Below are 16,592 nucleotides of genomic sequence, written 5' to 3'. Positions count from 1 at the left end.
TAGGTTAAAAACTTTTTTAACTATGTCACTTAAAAATTTTATAATCTGCAGAACTGAAGAAGAATCTTCTTTATGCTATCTAAACCATCACCTCTATATGGTTCAGAAAAAAAACAATCACCACCCTGTTTATTTGTCCACAACTGATATGAAAACAGGATTCATCCATGATAAAAAAGACCTGTTTGATCATGTTATTATAAAACATCAATTTCCCGGAAATTACTCTTTTATTTCCCGACGATTAAACTGTTATTATTATAATATTCCCATTACAACACATCATCATCAAACATTATTTCAAACTGTACAACTAAAAAATAAACAATGGAAGAAATTCAAGCTTCAAAAAGCACATAAAATAAAATTTGATATAAACCAATTCAACACTTTGATTAACAAAAAAATGAACAATTCTGTTAATCTGTATTGGTGGCGCAACAAACAGTTCACAAATATAGGTGATGAACTAAATTTATATATTATTGGATATTTAAGTAAAAAAATAATATGTAGAACCAATTTAAAAAACACAGACTTAATCGGAATAGGCAGCATTTTAAACTGGGCAACACCAAGAAACAGAATTTATCCTGTATGGGGGAGCGGAACTCTTTCACCTTCCTCATTACCTACTGAATTATTCAAGATTTCTTTATTACGTGGACCATTGACCCATGAATCCTTAACTTCACATAAATGTAAATTACCTTATGGGGATCCTGGATTAATATGTGACCGTATATATAACCCCAACAAAGAAAAAAAATATGACTGGGGTCTTATTGTTCATCACAGTCAATATAAAAAGAGTTGGGTAGAGCAAATATTACAAAATACACCCAATACTCTTTTTATTGATATCACCGATCCTGATATTAACGTTTTTATTGACCAGCTAAAATCCTGCAAATATATTGCATCCAGCAGTTTACATGGACTTGTAATTGCAGACAGCTATCATATCCCAAATATTTGGTTGTGGGATAATAAATTGCATGATGGCGGAAAATGGAAATTCTTTGATTATTTCGCAGGCATACATCGTACAGAAATAAATTTTTATAACCCCGTTTTATTCAAAAATTTAAATCATATTCCGTTAAGACAACTTGATTTAAGCTATTTTGATAAACTCGAAAACACCAAAAACCAAATTATTGATAGTTTTCCGTTATAAATCATTCCATAATAAAATTTAAAATTAGCAAAACGGTATTTATTAAAAAATATAATCAATTATTCAATTCACAATAATAAATAATTAATTTAAATCTTATATTTATATTCAATAACATTGTGATAAGGTTAGAATAATTTATAATTTACATAACAATAACATAGTGATGGCTTTATCACCTTTTACTATTTAAAAATTAATCCCTTACCACAATTTTTTTAAAACATATAATCCCTTATCATCCTCAACCCCAGTTTATCTTAATTTATCTAAGTGTTTTTCTAGATAAGGATAAAACTCAACATGTTTTAGCATTTTTGACCTTGTTTCATCCTTATAGGCTTGACCAAGTTTTTTCAATTCAACCCGATTTTCATGCGTTTGAGATTTATGATATTTTTTTAAAATATAATTCAATTCATCATCTTGTGAAAAATTGATATAATCATGATCCGATACTGACATATTTATATTCTCCTTTATATGGAAATAGTAATTGTTTCAATTTATGATATAAATGATGAAAAAGCAATTTTCTTCCTGAAAAATATCAAAAAAATCAATATATTATCAAAATATCCCAATTAACGAAAACCGATACCAGTAATATTTCCAAAATTTAAATCCGACAGTTTCGAGAATTAAATTGGAAAGTTTAATTTCAAGCGCGTAAAATTATGCTATATTCACCTTTTGACAAGGAATTTTTCAATTATTTATATAATTTTAATTTATAACTTTTTTTATTTAAAAAACTTTTTTCTTCTAACTTCAATAACTTAAAACTTTAAAAGAGGATATTTCTTGAATTTTGTTACTGTAATTGATCTTGCTGGTAGTGTCGCCCTGCTTTTATGGGGTGTTCATATGGTTCAAACCGGTGTGCAACGAGCGTTTGGCGCACGGTTAAATCATTTCCTGTCAACCATGTTACGAAACAGATTCCAATCTTTTATCGCAGGTGCAGGTATCACTGCAATCTTGCAATCCTCAACTGCAACGGGACTTATGATCACTGGATTTGCCGCCAATGGGGTAATCGGACTACCTTCTGCATTGGCGGTTATGCTGGGGGCAAATGTTGGAACCACCCTAATTGTCCAGCTATTATCATTTGACGTGTCCCGTATCGCACCCCTTTTTGTTTTGATAGGCGTCATCATGTTTCGCCGGGGTCTTAATCATATCCGTGATTTTGGACGCGTCTTCATCGGATTAGGCCTGATTCTGATCTCCCTACATCAATTTCTGGTAATCCTTCATCCCTATACCAACCAACCAGCGCTTCGTACAGTATTGGGCAACATTACAGATATGCCTTTTATTACAATTTTATTATCAATGATCCTGACCTGGATTATGCATTCTTCCGTGGCGGTTGTATTGCTAATAGCGTCCTTCGCCTCTCACAATGTCATACCTGCTGAAACAGCCTTTATCATGGTTTTGGGCGCCAATATCGGTACCGCTCTCAATCCCGTGATAGAGGGAACAGGAAAAAACGTGATTGCCAAACGTTTACCTATGGGAAATTTAATAAACCGTGTTATCGGTGCGGCCATTGTCTTTATCTTTATTCATCCACTCACCCATTGGTTCACATATTACTATCCTGATATCAACCGATCTATCGCCAATTTTCACACATTATTTAATATTGCAACGGCACTTCTATTCTTGCCTTTCCTAACCCCCTACGCCAATTTACTAAAAAAAATATTTCCACGCACAAAAGAGGAAACTGTTCAGGATCCCTCAAAACCGGTCTATCTTGATAAATCCGTCATTCAATCACCTATTCTTGCCCTTGGCAATGCAACCCGGGAATCATTGCGTTTATGTGATATTTTGGAAAAAATGCTGAATGGTGTTGACGATAGTTTTAAAAATCAAACACCTCAAATTGCCAGCGCCGCACGACGTTTTGATAATACGCTAGATAAATTAACAAACTCAATACAAAGTTACGTCACCGGTTTGGATCCCGAAGCTTTGAATCAAAATGAATTGAATCAGGTGGAAAAAATCCTAACCTTCTGTACACAAATTGCCAATGCGGGTGATGTCCTGGACAGGAATGTTCTTTCAACCGTACAGAAAATGGTTAAACAAAGAATCATTTTACCAAAACCCATGATGGATCCATTGCAAAAAATGATGCGACGCATCCATAAAAATCTGCATACAACAGCAACCTTGCTGATTAATGAAGACGAGAATATTGCCCGTAAACTTGCCGAAGAGAAGGATATATTCCGTGAAATTGAAAGCAAAGTTATCGCTATCTATTATGAAAATCTTCGGCAAAGCACAGACAATAAAAAAAACCAGATTCAGTATGGTTCATTCATGATTGAATTGGCCCGTGATTTAAAACGTACAAACACTCATGTTGTAGCTTCAGCCGCCTACCCTGTTCTGGATCAGAATGGAATGCTATTACCCAGCCGTCTGCAACCTGAAGAGGATACAGAAAATTACGACAATGATCCAATCAAGATTTTACAACGTGAAGATAATATATTAACCCGTGATTGAAAAACTCTGAAAAATAATTTCTATTTATGATATAGTTCAACCATCTTCATGAATGAGATCGATGACTATCAAACAATTTACAGTTATTTGTTTTTTGTAATTAAAAATTATAAAAATATTTTTTATTTACCCATTGCGGTAAATGAATTGTTTATTTACTAATACCGCTTTATAATCTTATTAAAGGGAATAAGTTAATCAAGTGCTTAATTCTATGAACTGGATTGATCTTGTTTGTCTTGGTGTAATTATCCTTGGTGCCTTATCCGGTCTTACGCGAGGGTTTACTCGTGAATGTATAGGTCTATTTGGATGGGTTATCGCAGCCAGCTTGGCCAATCGCTGGTATCCCGATCTTGCCCCCAAGCTATCGCCTTACGTAAACTCTGAAAATTTGGCAAATATTGCCTCCTTTATTGTTATATTTGCCTTGACCTGTATTGTCATTAATGCGCTGGCAAATGCCGTTGTCGGTCAAAATTCTGCACGAATCTCCCTTTTGGGTCGTCTGGACAGGTTGCTTGGTGCAATATGTGGTGGGGTTAAGGGATATGCAGGGTTGGCCATTCTCTATCTGATTGGCGGAATAATTTTTCCTGCCGCACAATGGCCTGAACCTCTTCAAGAAAGTCAAATGGTTCCCTATATATATCAGGGAGCTGTCCTGATTAATAATCTTCTCCCAAGCTCAATGCAACGGGATGTTGTTGTCCCCCAAACAAAGACACCAAGAGTATCAATACCTGACGGAACTGGATTACATAATGGAATATCTCATCAATCCTCTTCGACAGATCAATCGCATAATGATGAGCCTTCTGCTGTTCAACCAGAGGGGGGGTATTCCTCAATTGCTCCCTCACAATAAACATGGCCATTTTTAACTCATAAAACCCTTATCTATTCATTTATTTTCGGAATTGCGATGAATAAATCTAGCGAATCAATATCCTATTCAACAATACATACATCCCCAGATCATGAAGATGATAAATTTCATGAGGAATGTGGCGTGGTAGGCGTCTGGACAACACAGGATGCCGCATCATTGACTGCATTGGGATTACATGCCTTACAACATAGAGGTCAGGAAGCGACAGGTATTGTTACTTACGATGGAAATTTTCATATTCATCGTGGTTTGGGGCTGGTCGGTGAAGTATTTGCCGATCCCCAGGTTATCGCCAAATTACCAGGTGGAATTGCGATTGGTCACAATCGCTATGCTACAACAGGTGCCACGCAACTTCGTAATGTACAACCTTTATATGGTGATTTTGAATTTGGTGGATTTGCTGTTGCCCATAATGGAAATCTTACCAATGCACAACTCCTTAGACAATCCCTGGTACGCAGAGGATGCCTATTTCAATCCAGTACAGACAGCGAAGTCTTTATCCATTTGATTGCCATTTCCCTGTACAGCAATGTTATTGACCGCTTTATTGATGCCTTAAAACAGGTTCAGGGTGCATATTCTCTGGTGGCCCTTTCCAAGGATATGTTAATTGCCGCTCGTGATCCGTTAGGTGTTCGTCCCCTGATACTCGGCAAACTCAACCAGAATAAGGAAAAAGAATGCTGGGTTGTTGCCAGTGAAACCTGTGCACTTTCCAGCATGGGCGCGGAATTTGTCCGTGATATCGAGCCTGGTGAAGTCATCATCATTAATGATGAGGGTATCTGTTCCATTAAACCTTTTCATAATATTTCTCATCGCTTTTGCATTTTCGAATATGTTTATTTTGCCCGTCCCGATTCCATTATTGAAAATAAATCCGTATATATAGCACGTCAAAAAATTGGAGCCGAACTCGCGCTTGAAAATCCCGTTGAGGCAGATATTGTTGTTCCTGTTCCCGATTCCGGTGTGCCTGCTGCGCTCGGCTATGCAAAAGCCAGCAATATTCCATTTGAGTTAGGCATAATCCGTAGTCATTATATAGGAAGGACTTTTATTGAACCGACTGATCAAATCCGTAATCTTGGAGTAAAACTCAAACACTCCACAAACGGTTCAATCTTAAAAGACAAACGCGTCATTTTAATTGATGATTCCATCGTCCGTGGAACAACATCCAAAAAAATCGTTGAAATGGTCAGAGCTGCAGGAGCAGCCGAAGTTCATCTGCGTATTGCCTCTCCCCCCACACGGTTTTCCTGTTATTACGGAATTGATACTCCATCAAAAGAAAAACTACTGGCACACACACATGATATTGATGAAATGTGCAAATTGATTGGGGCAGATTCACTGGGATTCATTTCATGCAATGGATTATACAAAGCTCTGGAAGAAAAGGAAAGAAATAACGAAAAGCCGCAATATTGTGATGCATGTTTTACAGGAGACTATCCTATTCAACTTACAGATCATGACATGAACCTAACACAAAATAAATAATGAAACTGTCATGTCATCCTTAGTTAATCTCCCTTTTAAAAAAAAGGTGGCTTTCATTACTGGTGCAAGTCGTGGCATAGGTCAGGCTTGTGCCATAGCATTGGCCAAGGCTGGTGCACACTGCGTTCTCAGCGCAAGAACGCAGGGAGGATTAATACAGACAGATAATATAATCCGCCAAAAAGGTGGTAAGGCCACCTTATTTCCATTTGATTTGCAACCCAAAAATCCATTCGATACAACAATTGATAATATTGGCCCTTCCATTGCCCAGCAATTCCATCGACTTGATATTTTCATTCATGCAGCCTTTCATTACACGCCACTTACACCTGTTGACCAAATAACGGATCAAGACTGGTCAAAAAATATTTCCATCAATCTTACAAGCTGTATGAAACTTGTTCGAACTTTGTCCCCCTTGTTATGCGCCACACCAAATTCTCAAGCTCTTTTTCTTCAGGGGATAACGAAACCCGGTGCATTTTGGGGATCAGTCACCTCTGTTCAGGCAGCTATTCAAAATCTTATAAATTGTTGGAAAGAAGAAATAAAGGATATCTCTACAGTTCATGTTCAAACCATTACCCCTCCGCCAACCAAAACCTTATTGAGACAATCCTTTTTTCCTGCGGAAGATAAAGATAAACTTAATTCGCCAGAAAAAACGGCAAAAATAATTCTTGCTTTTTTACTAAAAAAACAAAATCCATAACGTTAATAAATCAAAATTAATTGATATAACCACTTTATTAAATTGATTTTTTTTATAATTTTCAATATAATGGTAAATCTACTTGAAATAATGGAATATTACGAATGTAAAAACCGTATTCTGTGAAAGGAGGAAGGAGCATGTTAAAATTTAACCGTATCATTTATGGTATCTTGTTTAGCAGTATTATTGCTTGGACAATTTATATTCTCACTATTGATTTTTATGCCCTTACACTTTTAACCTATGGACCTCAATCTGTTACTACAGGCCCCATTCCTATAAAATTATCGCATCTTTCCTCTCTAACCTCGATAAATTTATTTACCTTGCTGATTATTACGCTATCAATTCTGTTTAGTAAAATAAAATGTCAAAACCTTTTTGACTGATATCTTATTAAAATTTAATAAAATATTTTGAGATAATACCACTGTACAAAATAACCGTAAAATCCTATCTAAATACACTGCCTAATCTTCAAGTTATTCATCTATTTACTATGAAGAATTAAAATGTTGTTGAATCTCATAAATGAACACAAAAAATTTGAAAAAATACACTTTAAAAAATGACATGTTTAAATTGATAAATTAATTTTTTTGGTGCAAATTTATATATTAATAAAACATTTCATGAAACACTCAATACAAGCCTAAAGTTGTAAATTAATTAATAATTAAAAAATTGAATTGCATGTATATCTATCATTATACGGGCTGTAACTATATAATTCTTTATCACTTTTATAATAATCGTAATATAAACCGACCATTTTAAGGTTGATCTCTGTTTGCATTCATTTTACGATTATGGACATATATTAATTTATTATACATTTTTTACATGTATATAATTTTATTATGAATTATTAACGTAAGGATAATCATGGATATCGAAAAACTTGCACTCCGTCGCTTTACCGCTAAAAGATATGATCCAACAAAAAAAATTCCTGATCATATTATAAATCAGTTAGTTGACCTTTTACGCTACACACCTACTTCAATTAATTCACAACCTTATCACTTCATTGTCGCTTCCACGGAAAATGGTATTAAGCGCGTTGCCTCATCAATGGTAAGGGAAGAATTCCTTTATAATAAACACAAGGTTGACCGTGCTTCACATACAATTGTTATTTGTTCAAAAACAGATATGGATGAAGCCTATATTCGCAAAATTATTGAACAAGAAATTAAGGATGGCCGTCATAACCCAAATTTAAACAAGGAAGAATTTATCAATCTTTACATCGGATATATGAATCTGCATAAAAAAATTCTAAAGGATCTTCCCAATTGGACAGCAAAACAAGGTTATATTGCTCTTGGAAACTTATTACTAGGTGCCTCGTTAGCAAATATAGATGCCAGTCCCATTGAAGGATTTGATGCAGATATTATAGACAAAGAATTCCACCTAAAAGAAAAAGGGTTTACAAGTATTCTTGTCATTACTTTGGGTTATCATGATGAAACTGATTATAACGCCAAACAACCTAAATCACGTTTCCCCAAAGAGGAACTCTTTACATTCTGTTAATCAGGATAACTGATTTTTAACGATTACAATATTGTGTAATAATAGTAATAGATTATTGATTCACTTTTTTGTACCATAAACGATCGGTTTCCTATCTCTGGAAAACCGTATTATCATACCCTCATTATGCCAATATAGTGCCGATGTTGAAAAAAACAGATTGGTATCTTGTTCATATTGGCAGTATATTAAATCTGGAACTGGTTTTTTAATTATCAAGGCAACAGCTGTTTCACTTAAAAGACAAACTTCTCCTCATTGTGTCGAATTATGGCCTGAAAAAGCAAAACAAGCTAAAAATGAACTTGATTTCTATATACAACGTTAATCATCAATGTCAGTCGCCATTCAACTGGCCTATGCCGGTTGAAAAGTTTCAACTCATATTCCATGAAAAACCCGTAATCAAAGATATGCATCCTATTCTTCCCTCTGACCCATATGGCTGGAAAACCACTTTTCCTTCAGCCATTTTTTATGATTTCTCCTGTGCCAACGGTAACGACTATCAAGGGCATTCAAAAAACTAAATCTGGATTTTATTAATTAATAGAAACGAAAAAATAATCAGTTTGGATGACATTGAAATTCATATGGTTAATGAATATTACTACATGATTTTCTTTCTCCACTATCTAATCTCAGATCAGATTAATATAAAAAAACTCATTTAACCACATGAGTTTCCCTTTAGAGATTTTTTAAGTCGCAAGAAAGAGATTTCTACCAACATTCCTTTTTGGGCAAATTTCCGATACTGATTAAATCAAAAGCGGATAAAATCGGGAAAAATCCATCTTGTTCTGTAAGGGATTGGAAAAACCAGGCTTTGCTGTTATTCACGTTTCATCTGCAATCTTGACCTTGATCTGTAGAACCCCTCCGAACCATATTTTCAGATTTCTTTTTGAAAAAGAAATAAAACAACAGGCGGACATTACAACTATTGCTGTTAGTTATATATCCAAGCTGATGCCATTGCAATTGAAAGAACAATTATGCATAATCCATACTGATCATGAATTGCAGTAGAACAGTTGAACCGGAAGATTGCAACAGACCTTCAATATTTTCGGACAATAACTGAACCCAAATTGCAGGTATTCAAAATTTAATTTTTAATAAAAGCGAACTAAACATATAATTATTTGGCACGCTTTTAATATTAGCTAATGAATTAAATTTTAGAATCATTAACTATTGGATGGTTTTACCATGATGCAAGCAGTTAGTTTTTTACAGGCCATCTGGGCGGCATTTAGACTTAACCCTGTCACCCTAGCGCGATATATCTTGCTTTTACCTTTTTGAACGACTTGTACCTGTTGTTTACCTGAAAAAAGAGAAGCTCGATTTTTTGCAATACCAATAGCATTTTTCGCCTGACTTGATGAAGCAAAAGCTCCGACCTGAATTCCCCAGTTTCCTGATAATGACGACATATTTTCTTTTTTAGTTAAATTCATACCTCTTTTACGATTATAATTTACAGAAGCCTCTGCAGCTGGAAATTGGTAGGAAATGGGTCTATAATATTGTTTCCGTTCTGATCTTGATGGCAAAGCTGCCGGAGCTGATGCAACCTGAACAGGCATTGGACGCGATTGCATTGCTGGTGCCTGGGTTGATTGATATCCCCTAGCCAGCCATGCTGATTTAACATCTTGACGCGTAACGACTGATGGTGCAGTTGAAGAAGCAACTGGATGAGTGTCAAAATTCTTCCATTTAACTGGATAGGTTGATACAGCAGGCTGTGAAGGCAGTGGTGATGTCATAGCAACTTGTATCGCTGCTGAGCCTGCCCCTTGTAAACTTTGCCTGTTCAAACTATCAGTTGTTGCAGAGCTTGTCCCATTAAGACTGGCCTGATTAAGCGTTTCTGTTGTCTGGCGATTTTGCCATGCATTCTGCACTGCTTGAGCTTGAGGCGACAATGCCATTCTTTGAAATCCGGGTTGCGTTGCCGTAGCATATTGAACTGCATTGACACCCATACCATTTTCATGACCCTCTACCATCAAATCAGCTTGCGATTGTCGGTTTGGTTTTATACCCTGAATTTGAGGGCCAATTGAGGCAACATACCGTCGGGTTTCCAAAGGTAATGTACGATTATGTGTTAAGAAATCATCCAATCTGCCAGGCCCCCCATTATATGCAGCCAAAAAACCTGGAGAGCCATAAATATCATACATTTGACGAATATATGCCGTTCCAGCCATGATATTATCATGAGGATCATAAGCATCATCCCCTAGATTATAAGCAATTTTCATTTCATCATATGTTGGGGGCATTAACTGCATCAACCCCATCGCACCGGGACCAGAAGTTACCAGTTGCCCATTATGATATAAACTTCCACCAGACTCCTGCTGCATAACTGCCCGAATCCATATTTCCGGCACATCAAACCGAGCAGATGCCTCCTGAATATATGGCCCCCATGGATCCTCTGGAGGCCCTGGTGGAGTATAGTAAGAACGGGCATTCGCTTTATAATGCGCAACTTCCTGAGCAATAGGTATTTGTTGCTGACGGGGTGCATTGTTTGTACATGCAGCCAACATTCCAACAATACATCCGAGCACACCAAAACGAACCAGGGATAAATAAAGAGATTTATCATGAAGTTGTTTTTCGTTTTGTCTGGAAATAATAAACTTCATTGAACCAGATTTGAGTTTTCCGCCAGATCCTGTAAAATCTTCTGATCGCTTCATTATACCTTACCCTTATCTACATTCCATAAAGAATTTATTTCCAAATAAATCCATTTTTTTTCAGTGTTATCTTACGAAGCTGTTCGGATTGCAAAGACTTGTACGAATCAGATAAACACTTTAAGAATTCTATCTAAGGTGTACATTATAAAGCATTTCTTTACAATAGAGTAAGAAAACTTATTATTAAAAGTATAAGAATAAAAAATCCCCGTCATTTTTTGAAGAATGATTTGTGTATATTTTATTCTTTGTGATAAACCATGACTAATTATTTTATTTCAACAAGAATTGATGTCTAATCTTTAAAATGTCCACGCAAATACGAACCAGTAATCAGAATTTTTATTATCGACATTTACAATGTTGGATCGATATCAAAGAAAGTTTAAAATTGTGGAAACTGGCTTATTCAATGGCATGGCTAGATATCAAATTACGTTATAAGGGTTCCCTTTTAGGGCCTATATGGATGACATTCTCATCAGCGACGATGATGTTGGCAATTGGTCTCATTTACGGTTCCCTGTTTAAAATCCATACGGAAACCTACCTACCTTATCTTTCTTTTTCCCTAATTTTTTGGCAAAATGGTATTGCCAGTATGATTGTTGATGCATGTCAATGTTTTCTACAAACAGATACTTTCATCCACTCATTAAAACTTCCCTTCTTCTTGCAAGCAATCCGTACCGTTATCAGGAATTTCCTGATTACCTTTTTAAACTGCATTACTCCTTTTCTTGTATTTATTTATTATCATAAATGGCCTGGAACGATTATTTTATTATCCATACCAGGATTTATTATTTGGATTATCAATAGTCTCGCCATCAGTATTTTGCTGGGAAGTATTTGTGCACGTTTTCGGGACATTCCACAAATAATCAACAGTCTGATACAAATCGTATATTATATTACCCCGATCATGTGGATGCCATCTCAGATTCATAATTTTCAATCATTACTTTTGCTTAATCCAATATACAGCACGATGCAGATTATTAAGGGACCTATTCTGGGAGAAATCCCTACCATTTCTGTTTATCTAAGTGCTTTAGCTTATAGTTTGGTATTATGGGAACTTGCTTGGATAATGTTTATACGGTCGAGAACAAGGCTGGCTTTTTGGATATAAAATTTAAACTATTTATTTATAAGATATACAAAGCGATTGAACCATGAATATTAAGGAAAATTGTTCTATTTTTACTTTTCGCCCGCCTGGCGTATTGAAAAGCTCAGTTAATCATTCAAAACGTTTGCGTCATCCCTTGATCCCGGCTTACGAAGGGCAAAATTTAAATGATTTAGGATTTGAGATTGATCCGCACAATAACAATTTAAATGATATTCTAACTTATATCCCTGAAGGAAATCTTTTTTTATCAATTCTTGAAAATGCTTATTTTATTGTTCAAGAGGGATTCGATGGTGTAGTTATAACAAATGATTTACAATTAATTGATGAAACTCTTCATTTTTGTAAAAATCAGTCTTTAGATCAAATAAAGATTGATTTGAATGATGCACAATTATTAGAAGAAATTTTTCTCGCTTTTGATCCCAAATGGATGCAATACGACCACTGGATGGGATATTGTCTGTCAAAATCTTATCTGGCAAATTTATATACACCTACAACAATGAAAATTGCCATTCCTGAATATAGAAACAATAATATATTCATTGGTAATTTAATATCTCGTGAATTATATGATAACACATTAGAAAAAGCTAAGCTAAACTCTCGTACAATATTTTTGAAGGACGGTATATATAAAGCGAAAAAACTAGCATTATTCCATCCAAACAGTCATTATCCTTACGATTATTTCAATTTTCATGACACTAGAAGAATCTTCAATTTCATTAACAAAAATTCCCGATATAAAAATGACCTTCCCACAAATTTCTTGATTGCAACGAACCAGAAAAATCAACCCTGTTTTTCTGATCATTTTCAATCAATCTTGACCCAGACTTGTAATGAATTGAATTTACCCATTATCCATTTAGAGAATATGGACTGGGAATCACAAATCGCACTTTTTTCACAGGCTGAATTTATCATAGCCCCACATTGTCCTGAACTGATTAATCTATATTTCTGTCAAAAAGACACAACCTTATTGGAATTGACCTCTTTTAACAAAAATAAATCCAGCATATCATGCTGGCCTTTTTTAATAGCCTCCACAAACAATATCAACTACTGCTTTATTGACATGCTAAAAGATAATATCAATATAGAATTTTTAAAAAAAACTGTTCGTAATGTAAGAGCGTTATAAAATCCAATCAATGACTCAATCAAGTTTTATAAAATTAGAGGAACTTTCATTACAATTCCCTCTTTATCATAGCAATCATCGTTCCTTAAAAAAAACATTATTTGCTAAGGCAGGAAAGTTCATCTCTAAACAACAATCCTTAAACCAGAAAACAGGTGCTGATATTCTGGTTGACAATGCTAACCGTATAACAGTTCAAGCATTGCGAAATATCAATCTATCAATAAAAGCGGGAGAGCGTGTTGGATTGATCGGCCACAACGGGGCAGGAAAATCAACCCTGCTTCGTGCAATCACTGGAATATACGAACCCAATTCTGGAAAAATCATTACTAACGGTATAATAGAATCTTTATTGGATACAAATGCAGGCATGAACCGTATTCTCTCTGGTAGAGAAAATATTTATTTAAGGGGTAAACGTCTTAAATACAATAATGAGCAGATCAAAGCCCTGGAAAAAGATGTTGAGGAATTCGCACAATTGCATGAATTTCTTGATTTGCCAATCAAGACATATTCTGCAGGTATGATGATGCGATTAAGCTTTGGTCTGGCAACATCTGTAACCCCAGATATTTTGCTAATGGATGAATGGTTCATGGCTGGAGATAACAATTTTCAGGGTAAGGCAAGACAACGATTGGAAAATATAATCAATAAGGCAGAAATTGTTGTTTTAACAACACATTCCATGCCAATCATCAGGCAATGGTGTACCCGTGTAATATGGCTAAAGGCTGGAGAAATATACGCTGACGGATCAGTGGAAGAGACAGTCAGCCATTATGAACAAAGCATGCGTGAAAATTCTTTCTAAAAACTCAACATGATATTATTTAACTATTGAATTATCACAACAATCATCGCATGATGGATCATATTCATAATATTATAAATATATAATAAAATGTCTCCTAATTCTAATTCAGAACAACCAACCCAACAGGAACAGCTCTATTCTCTTCTTCAAATTGTCATCTTGCTGACCGTAGGGGTTATAGCAATCTGGCTTATTGGCGATTTGATGATGATTATTTTTGCGGCAACACTAACCGCCATAATTCTGAAGGGACTTGCAACGATCGTTCGCAAACATACACATCTTCCCCACTGGCTAGCTCTGACCATAGTTTTAATTTTAATTGTTGGCATTATTAGTGCAGTCATCCTAACCAGCGGACCGCAGATTAATGAACAAATTATCAAATTAAAACATGCTCTTGGAACTCAAGTCGGGACTTTCAGGGATCGTTTGCATAATAATCCCTTGGGAGACATGATTATGAATTATCTTCCCAATTCTATTGGCGGGGGTTCTAATAATAGTAATGCTCATTTTACCCTTGGCTCTAGAATTGCAGGTTCAATGACCGGTTTCATTACATCTGTATTTGGGGTTCTTGGCACCATATTTGTTGTATTCATAGCGGGTTTATATTTTGCTGCCTCACCAAATTTATACGGTAATGGCCTACTCCGTCTTTTCCCAGGTCGTCAACGTCCAAAAATCCGTAAGTTATTAATGGTTGGCGGACATGCCTTATGGTCCTGGACAGCTGGACAATCTCTGGACATGCTAGTCGTCGGGATTTGCTCTTTCATTGGTTTAAGCATTATTGGGGTACCCCTGGCCCTTGCATTGGGTTTTGTTGCCGGCATGGCGAATTTTATCCCTTATATTGGAGCAATCATAGGGGCTGTTCCTGCTGTTTTGATTGGTTTTTCTCAAGGGAATAAAGAAGGTATATTAGTCATAATCTTATATTGTATCATCCAGTTTTTAGAAGGAAATGTCTTATCACCTCTTATCCAAAAACATACTGTAAAAATGCCTCCTGCTGTCACTATCTTATCTCAAACTGTTTTTGGTACAATTTTAGGCATGCCAGGACTGATCCTTGCTTCACCTCTGACAGCTGCAATACTAGCCATTATGGATGCCAGTACTCCGAAACTGAAATCAGATGAAGAACTGCCCCCCATTGAATGATTCAATAATAAAACTGTAGAAACACAAATAAAAATTTTATTTACTACTATTATTACTAAATATTCATTTATATGGATTAATGAAAAATTAAATATTAATATCTTTACTACTAATATTTAAATAATAATTACGCGCAAAATATAAATCATGATAAACTTATTATTGATATTAATATTTAAGTCTTATAAGGAGGGATCATGACTAATCAACATGACACAATCAAAATCCACAATATTGATAAAACAATCGTTCGAATTGCTCTAGGAACATGGGCAATCGGCGGATCATCATGGGGAGGACCCGATGACGACAATGCTATCAAAACCATTCATGCAGCACTAGACAATGGTATCAATATGATTGATACAGCGCCAGTTTATGGTTTTGGCCATGCAGAAGAAGTCGTAGGTAAAGCCTTAAAAGGGAAAAGAGATAATATTGTATTGGCCACTAAAGTCGGATTAAATTGGGATAATTCTGGTAAAATGTTTAGAGATTCCAGCCCAAAACGTATTCAAAAAGAAATTGAGGATTCTTTACGCAGACTGAATACAGACTATATTGACCTTTATCAAATTCATTGGCCAGATGATAAAACCCCGATTAAGGAAACGGCACAGGCTATGGAAAAATTGAGAAAAGAGGGCAAGATCAAAGCAATCGGTGTCAGCAATTTTTCAACCAAACAAATTGAAGAATTCAGCCAATATGCCGATTTGGCCGCTATTCAACCTCCATATAACATGTTCGAAAGAAGTATCGAGAATGATATTCTTCCTTGCGCAGAAAAACATAAATTAGCCACCCTTTGTTACGGTTCAATTTGCCGTGGCTTGTTAAGTGGAAAAATGAACAAAGACACTAAATTCACGGGGGATGATTTGAGAAAATCTGATCCTAAATTTCAACCACCCCTTTTCGAACATTATTTGGCAGCGACTAGAGATTTGGAAGAATATGCACAAAAAAACTACAATAAAAGTTTGCTAGCCTTGGCTGTTCGCTGGGTCATTGATCGTTATAAAGGCAATATTGCACTTTGGGGAGCCAGAAAACCCCAACAGATAAATGGTGTTCAAGATGCCTTGGGCTGGCAATTGACAAAAGAGGACTATAAAAAACTTGATGAAATTCTTGCCAAACATATTAAGAAAAATATAGAACCTTCTTTTATGGCTCCACCAAGCCGATAAAATA

General features: G+C 35.6%; 16 protein-coding genes. 14 read left to right on the top strand and 2 right to left on the bottom strand.

Annotation, left to right across the window (positions count from 1 at the left end; translation table 11 throughout):
• The first annotated feature begins 22 nt into the window (after positions 1 to 22).
• Complete coding sequence (locus GM552_RS02470; protein ID WP_155565122.1) at positions 23 to 1,180, top strand: polysaccharide pyruvyl transferase family protein; 1,158 nt, start codon at positions 23 to 25, stop codon at positions 1,178 to 1,180.
• Positions 1,181 to 1,435: 255 nt separating this feature from the next.
• Here the strand turns inward: GM552_RS02470 and GM552_RS02465 are convergent, their stop codons facing one another.
• Entirely contained in the window at positions 1,436 to 1,645 is a 210-nt protein-coding gene (locus GM552_RS02465) for a hypothetical protein (protein ID WP_122123259.1), read from the bottom strand.
• Positions 1,646 to 1,984: 339 nt separating this feature from the next.
• Here GM552_RS02465 and GM552_RS02460 point away from each other — a divergent pair, with 339 nt between their 5' ends.
• The 8 genes from GM552_RS02460 (at position 1,985) to GM552_RS02425 (ending at position 9,414) form a co-directional block, all read left to right on the top strand.
• Positions 1,985 to 3,718, top strand: a complete 1,734-nt coding sequence (locus tag GM552_RS02460; RefSeq protein WP_155565121.1) for a Na/Pi cotransporter family protein — start codon at positions 1,985 to 1,987, stop codon at positions 3,716 to 3,718.
• 202 nt (positions 3,719 to 3,920) lie between these two features.
• Positions 3,921 to 4,586, top strand: coding sequence for a CvpA family protein (locus GM552_RS02455; protein ID WP_196424839.1), 666 nt, complete (start codon positions 3,921 to 3,923; stop codon positions 4,584 to 4,586).
• A 57-nt stretch (positions 4,587 to 4,643) separates the two neighbouring features.
• On the top strand, positions 4,644 to 6,122 hold the full coding sequence (purF, locus tag GM552_RS02450) for an amidophosphoribosyltransferase (RefSeq protein ID WP_155565119.1): 1,479 nt from the start codon (positions 4,644 to 4,646) through the stop codon (positions 6,120 to 6,122).
• Between the two features lie 10 nt (positions 6,123 to 6,132).
• A complete protein-coding gene (locus GM552_RS02445) occupies positions 6,133 to 6,837 on the top strand; it encodes an SDR family oxidoreductase (protein WP_155565118.1) in 705 nt (234 codons plus the stop codon).
• Positions 6,838 to 6,977: 140 nt separating this feature from the next.
• The gene (locus GM552_RS02440; RefSeq protein WP_110438671.1) at positions 6,978 to 7,229 is read left to right on the top strand and encodes a hypothetical protein; all 252 of its coding nucleotides are present in this window, start codon (positions 6,978 to 6,980) and stop codon (positions 7,227 to 7,229) included.
• 496 nt (positions 7,230 to 7,725) lie between these two features.
• Complete coding sequence (gene nfsB / locus GM552_RS02435) at positions 7,726 to 8,382, top strand: oxygen-insensitive NAD(P)H nitroreductase (RefSeq protein WP_155565117.1); 657 nt, start codon at positions 7,726 to 7,728, stop codon at positions 8,380 to 8,382.
• 299 nt (positions 8,383 to 8,681) lie between these two features.
• Positions 8,682 to 8,912 (top strand): hypothetical protein, encoded by a 231-nt coding sequence (locus GM552_RS02430; protein WP_155565116.1) that lies wholly within the window; start codon positions 8,682 to 8,684, stop codon positions 8,910 to 8,912.
• 268 nt (positions 8,913 to 9,180) lie between these two features.
• Entirely contained in the window at positions 9,181 to 9,414 is a 234-nt protein-coding gene (locus GM552_RS02425) for a hypothetical protein (RefSeq protein ID WP_155565115.1), read from the top strand.
• Positions 9,415 to 9,575: 161 nt separating this feature from the next.
• Here GM552_RS02425 and GM552_RS02420 read toward each other — a convergent pair whose 3' ends face one another.
• Positions 9,576 to 11,108, bottom strand: a complete 1,533-nt coding sequence (locus GM552_RS02420; protein WP_230882732.1) for a lytic transglycosylase domain-containing protein — start codon at positions 11,106 to 11,108, stop codon at positions 9,576 to 9,578.
• 310 nt (positions 11,109 to 11,418) lie between these two features.
• Here GM552_RS02420 and GM552_RS02415 point away from each other — a divergent pair, with 310 nt between their 5' ends.
• The 5 genes from GM552_RS02415 (at position 11,419) to GM552_RS02395 (ending at position 16,588) form a co-directional block, all read left to right on the top strand.
• A complete protein-coding gene (locus GM552_RS02415) occupies positions 11,419 to 12,246 on the top strand; it encodes an ABC transporter permease (RefSeq protein ID WP_155565114.1) in 828 nt (275 codons plus the stop codon).
• Between the two features lie 43 nt (positions 12,247 to 12,289).
• Positions 12,290 to 13,402 (top strand): glycosyltransferase 61 family protein, encoded by a 1,113-nt coding sequence (locus GM552_RS02410; protein WP_155565113.1) that lies wholly within the window; start codon positions 12,290 to 12,292, stop codon positions 13,400 to 13,402.
• A 10-nt stretch (positions 13,403 to 13,412) separates the two neighbouring features.
• Entirely contained in the window at positions 13,413 to 14,222 is an 810-nt protein-coding gene (locus GM552_RS02405) for an ABC transporter ATP-binding protein (protein ID WP_155565112.1), read from the top strand.
• A gap of 90 nt (positions 14,223 to 14,312) precedes the next feature.
• Complete coding sequence (locus tag GM552_RS02400; protein WP_155565111.1) at positions 14,313 to 15,395, top strand: AI-2E family transporter; 1,083 nt, start codon at positions 14,313 to 14,315, stop codon at positions 15,393 to 15,395.
• A gap of 197 nt (positions 15,396 to 15,592) precedes the next feature.
• Positions 15,593 to 16,588 carry an aldo/keto reductase gene (locus tag GM552_RS02395; protein ID WP_122123250.1) on the top strand — a complete coding sequence of 332 codons (996 nt, stop codon included), beginning with the start codon at positions 15,593 to 15,595 and terminating at the stop codon, positions 16,586 to 16,588.
• The last annotated feature ends 4 nt before the right edge of the window (positions 16,589 to 16,592 follow it).

The organism is Commensalibacter sp. ESL0382, from assembly GCF_009725775.1.
Classification (GTDB): Bacteria; Pseudomonadota; Alphaproteobacteria; order Acetobacterales; family Acetobacteraceae; genus Commensalibacter; species Commensalibacter melissae.
This window is presented reverse-complemented; position numbering and strand designations above follow the sequence as displayed.

What these genes read in the sequence shown, in the direction of transcription:
- GM552_RS02470 (WP_155565122.1), top strand. Translation starts at nt 23, where the DNA reads ATGTCACTTAAAAATTTTATAATCTGCAGAACTGAAGAAGAATCTTCT.
- GM552_RS02465 (WP_122123259.1), bottom strand. Translation starts at nt 1,645, where the DNA reads ATGTCAGTATCGGATCATGATTATATCAATTTTTCACAAGATGATGAA.
- purF (WP_155565119.1), top strand. Translation starts at nt 4,644, where the DNA reads ATGAATAAATCTAGCGAATCAATATCCTATTCAACAATACATACATCC.
- GM552_RS02445 (WP_155565118.1), top strand. Translation starts at nt 6,133, where the DNA reads ATGTCATCCTTAGTTAATCTCCCTTTTAAAAAAAAGGTGGCTTTCATT.
- GM552_RS02440 (WP_110438671.1), top strand. Translation starts at nt 6,978, where the DNA reads ATGTTAAAATTTAACCGTATCATTTATGGTATCTTGTTTAGCAGTATT.
- nfsB (WP_155565117.1), top strand. Translation starts at nt 7,726, where the DNA reads ATGGATATCGAAAAACTTGCACTCCGTCGCTTTACCGCTAAAAGATAT.
- GM552_RS02430 (WP_155565116.1), top strand. Translation starts at nt 8,682, where the DNA reads ATGAACTTGATTTCTATATACAACGTTAATCATCAATGTCAGTCGCCA.
- GM552_RS02420 (WP_230882732.1), bottom strand. Translation starts at nt 11,108, where the DNA reads ATGAAGCGATCAGAAGATTTTACAGGATCTGGCGGAAAACTCAAATCT.
- GM552_RS02415 (WP_155565114.1), top strand. Translation starts at nt 11,419, where the DNA reads ATGTCCACGCAAATACGAACCAGTAATCAGAATTTTTATTATCGACAT.
- GM552_RS02410 (WP_155565113.1), top strand. Translation starts at nt 12,290, where the DNA reads ATGAATATTAAGGAAAATTGTTCTATTTTTACTTTTCGCCCGCCTGGC.
- GM552_RS02405 (WP_155565112.1), top strand. Translation starts at nt 13,413, where the DNA reads ATGACTCAATCAAGTTTTATAAAATTAGAGGAACTTTCATTACAATTC.
- GM552_RS02400 (WP_155565111.1), top strand. Translation starts at nt 14,313, where the DNA reads ATGTCTCCTAATTCTAATTCAGAACAACCAACCCAACAGGAACAGCTC.
- GM552_RS02395 (WP_122123250.1), top strand. Translation starts at nt 15,593, where the DNA reads ATGACTAATCAACATGACACAATCAAAATCCACAATATTGATAAAACA.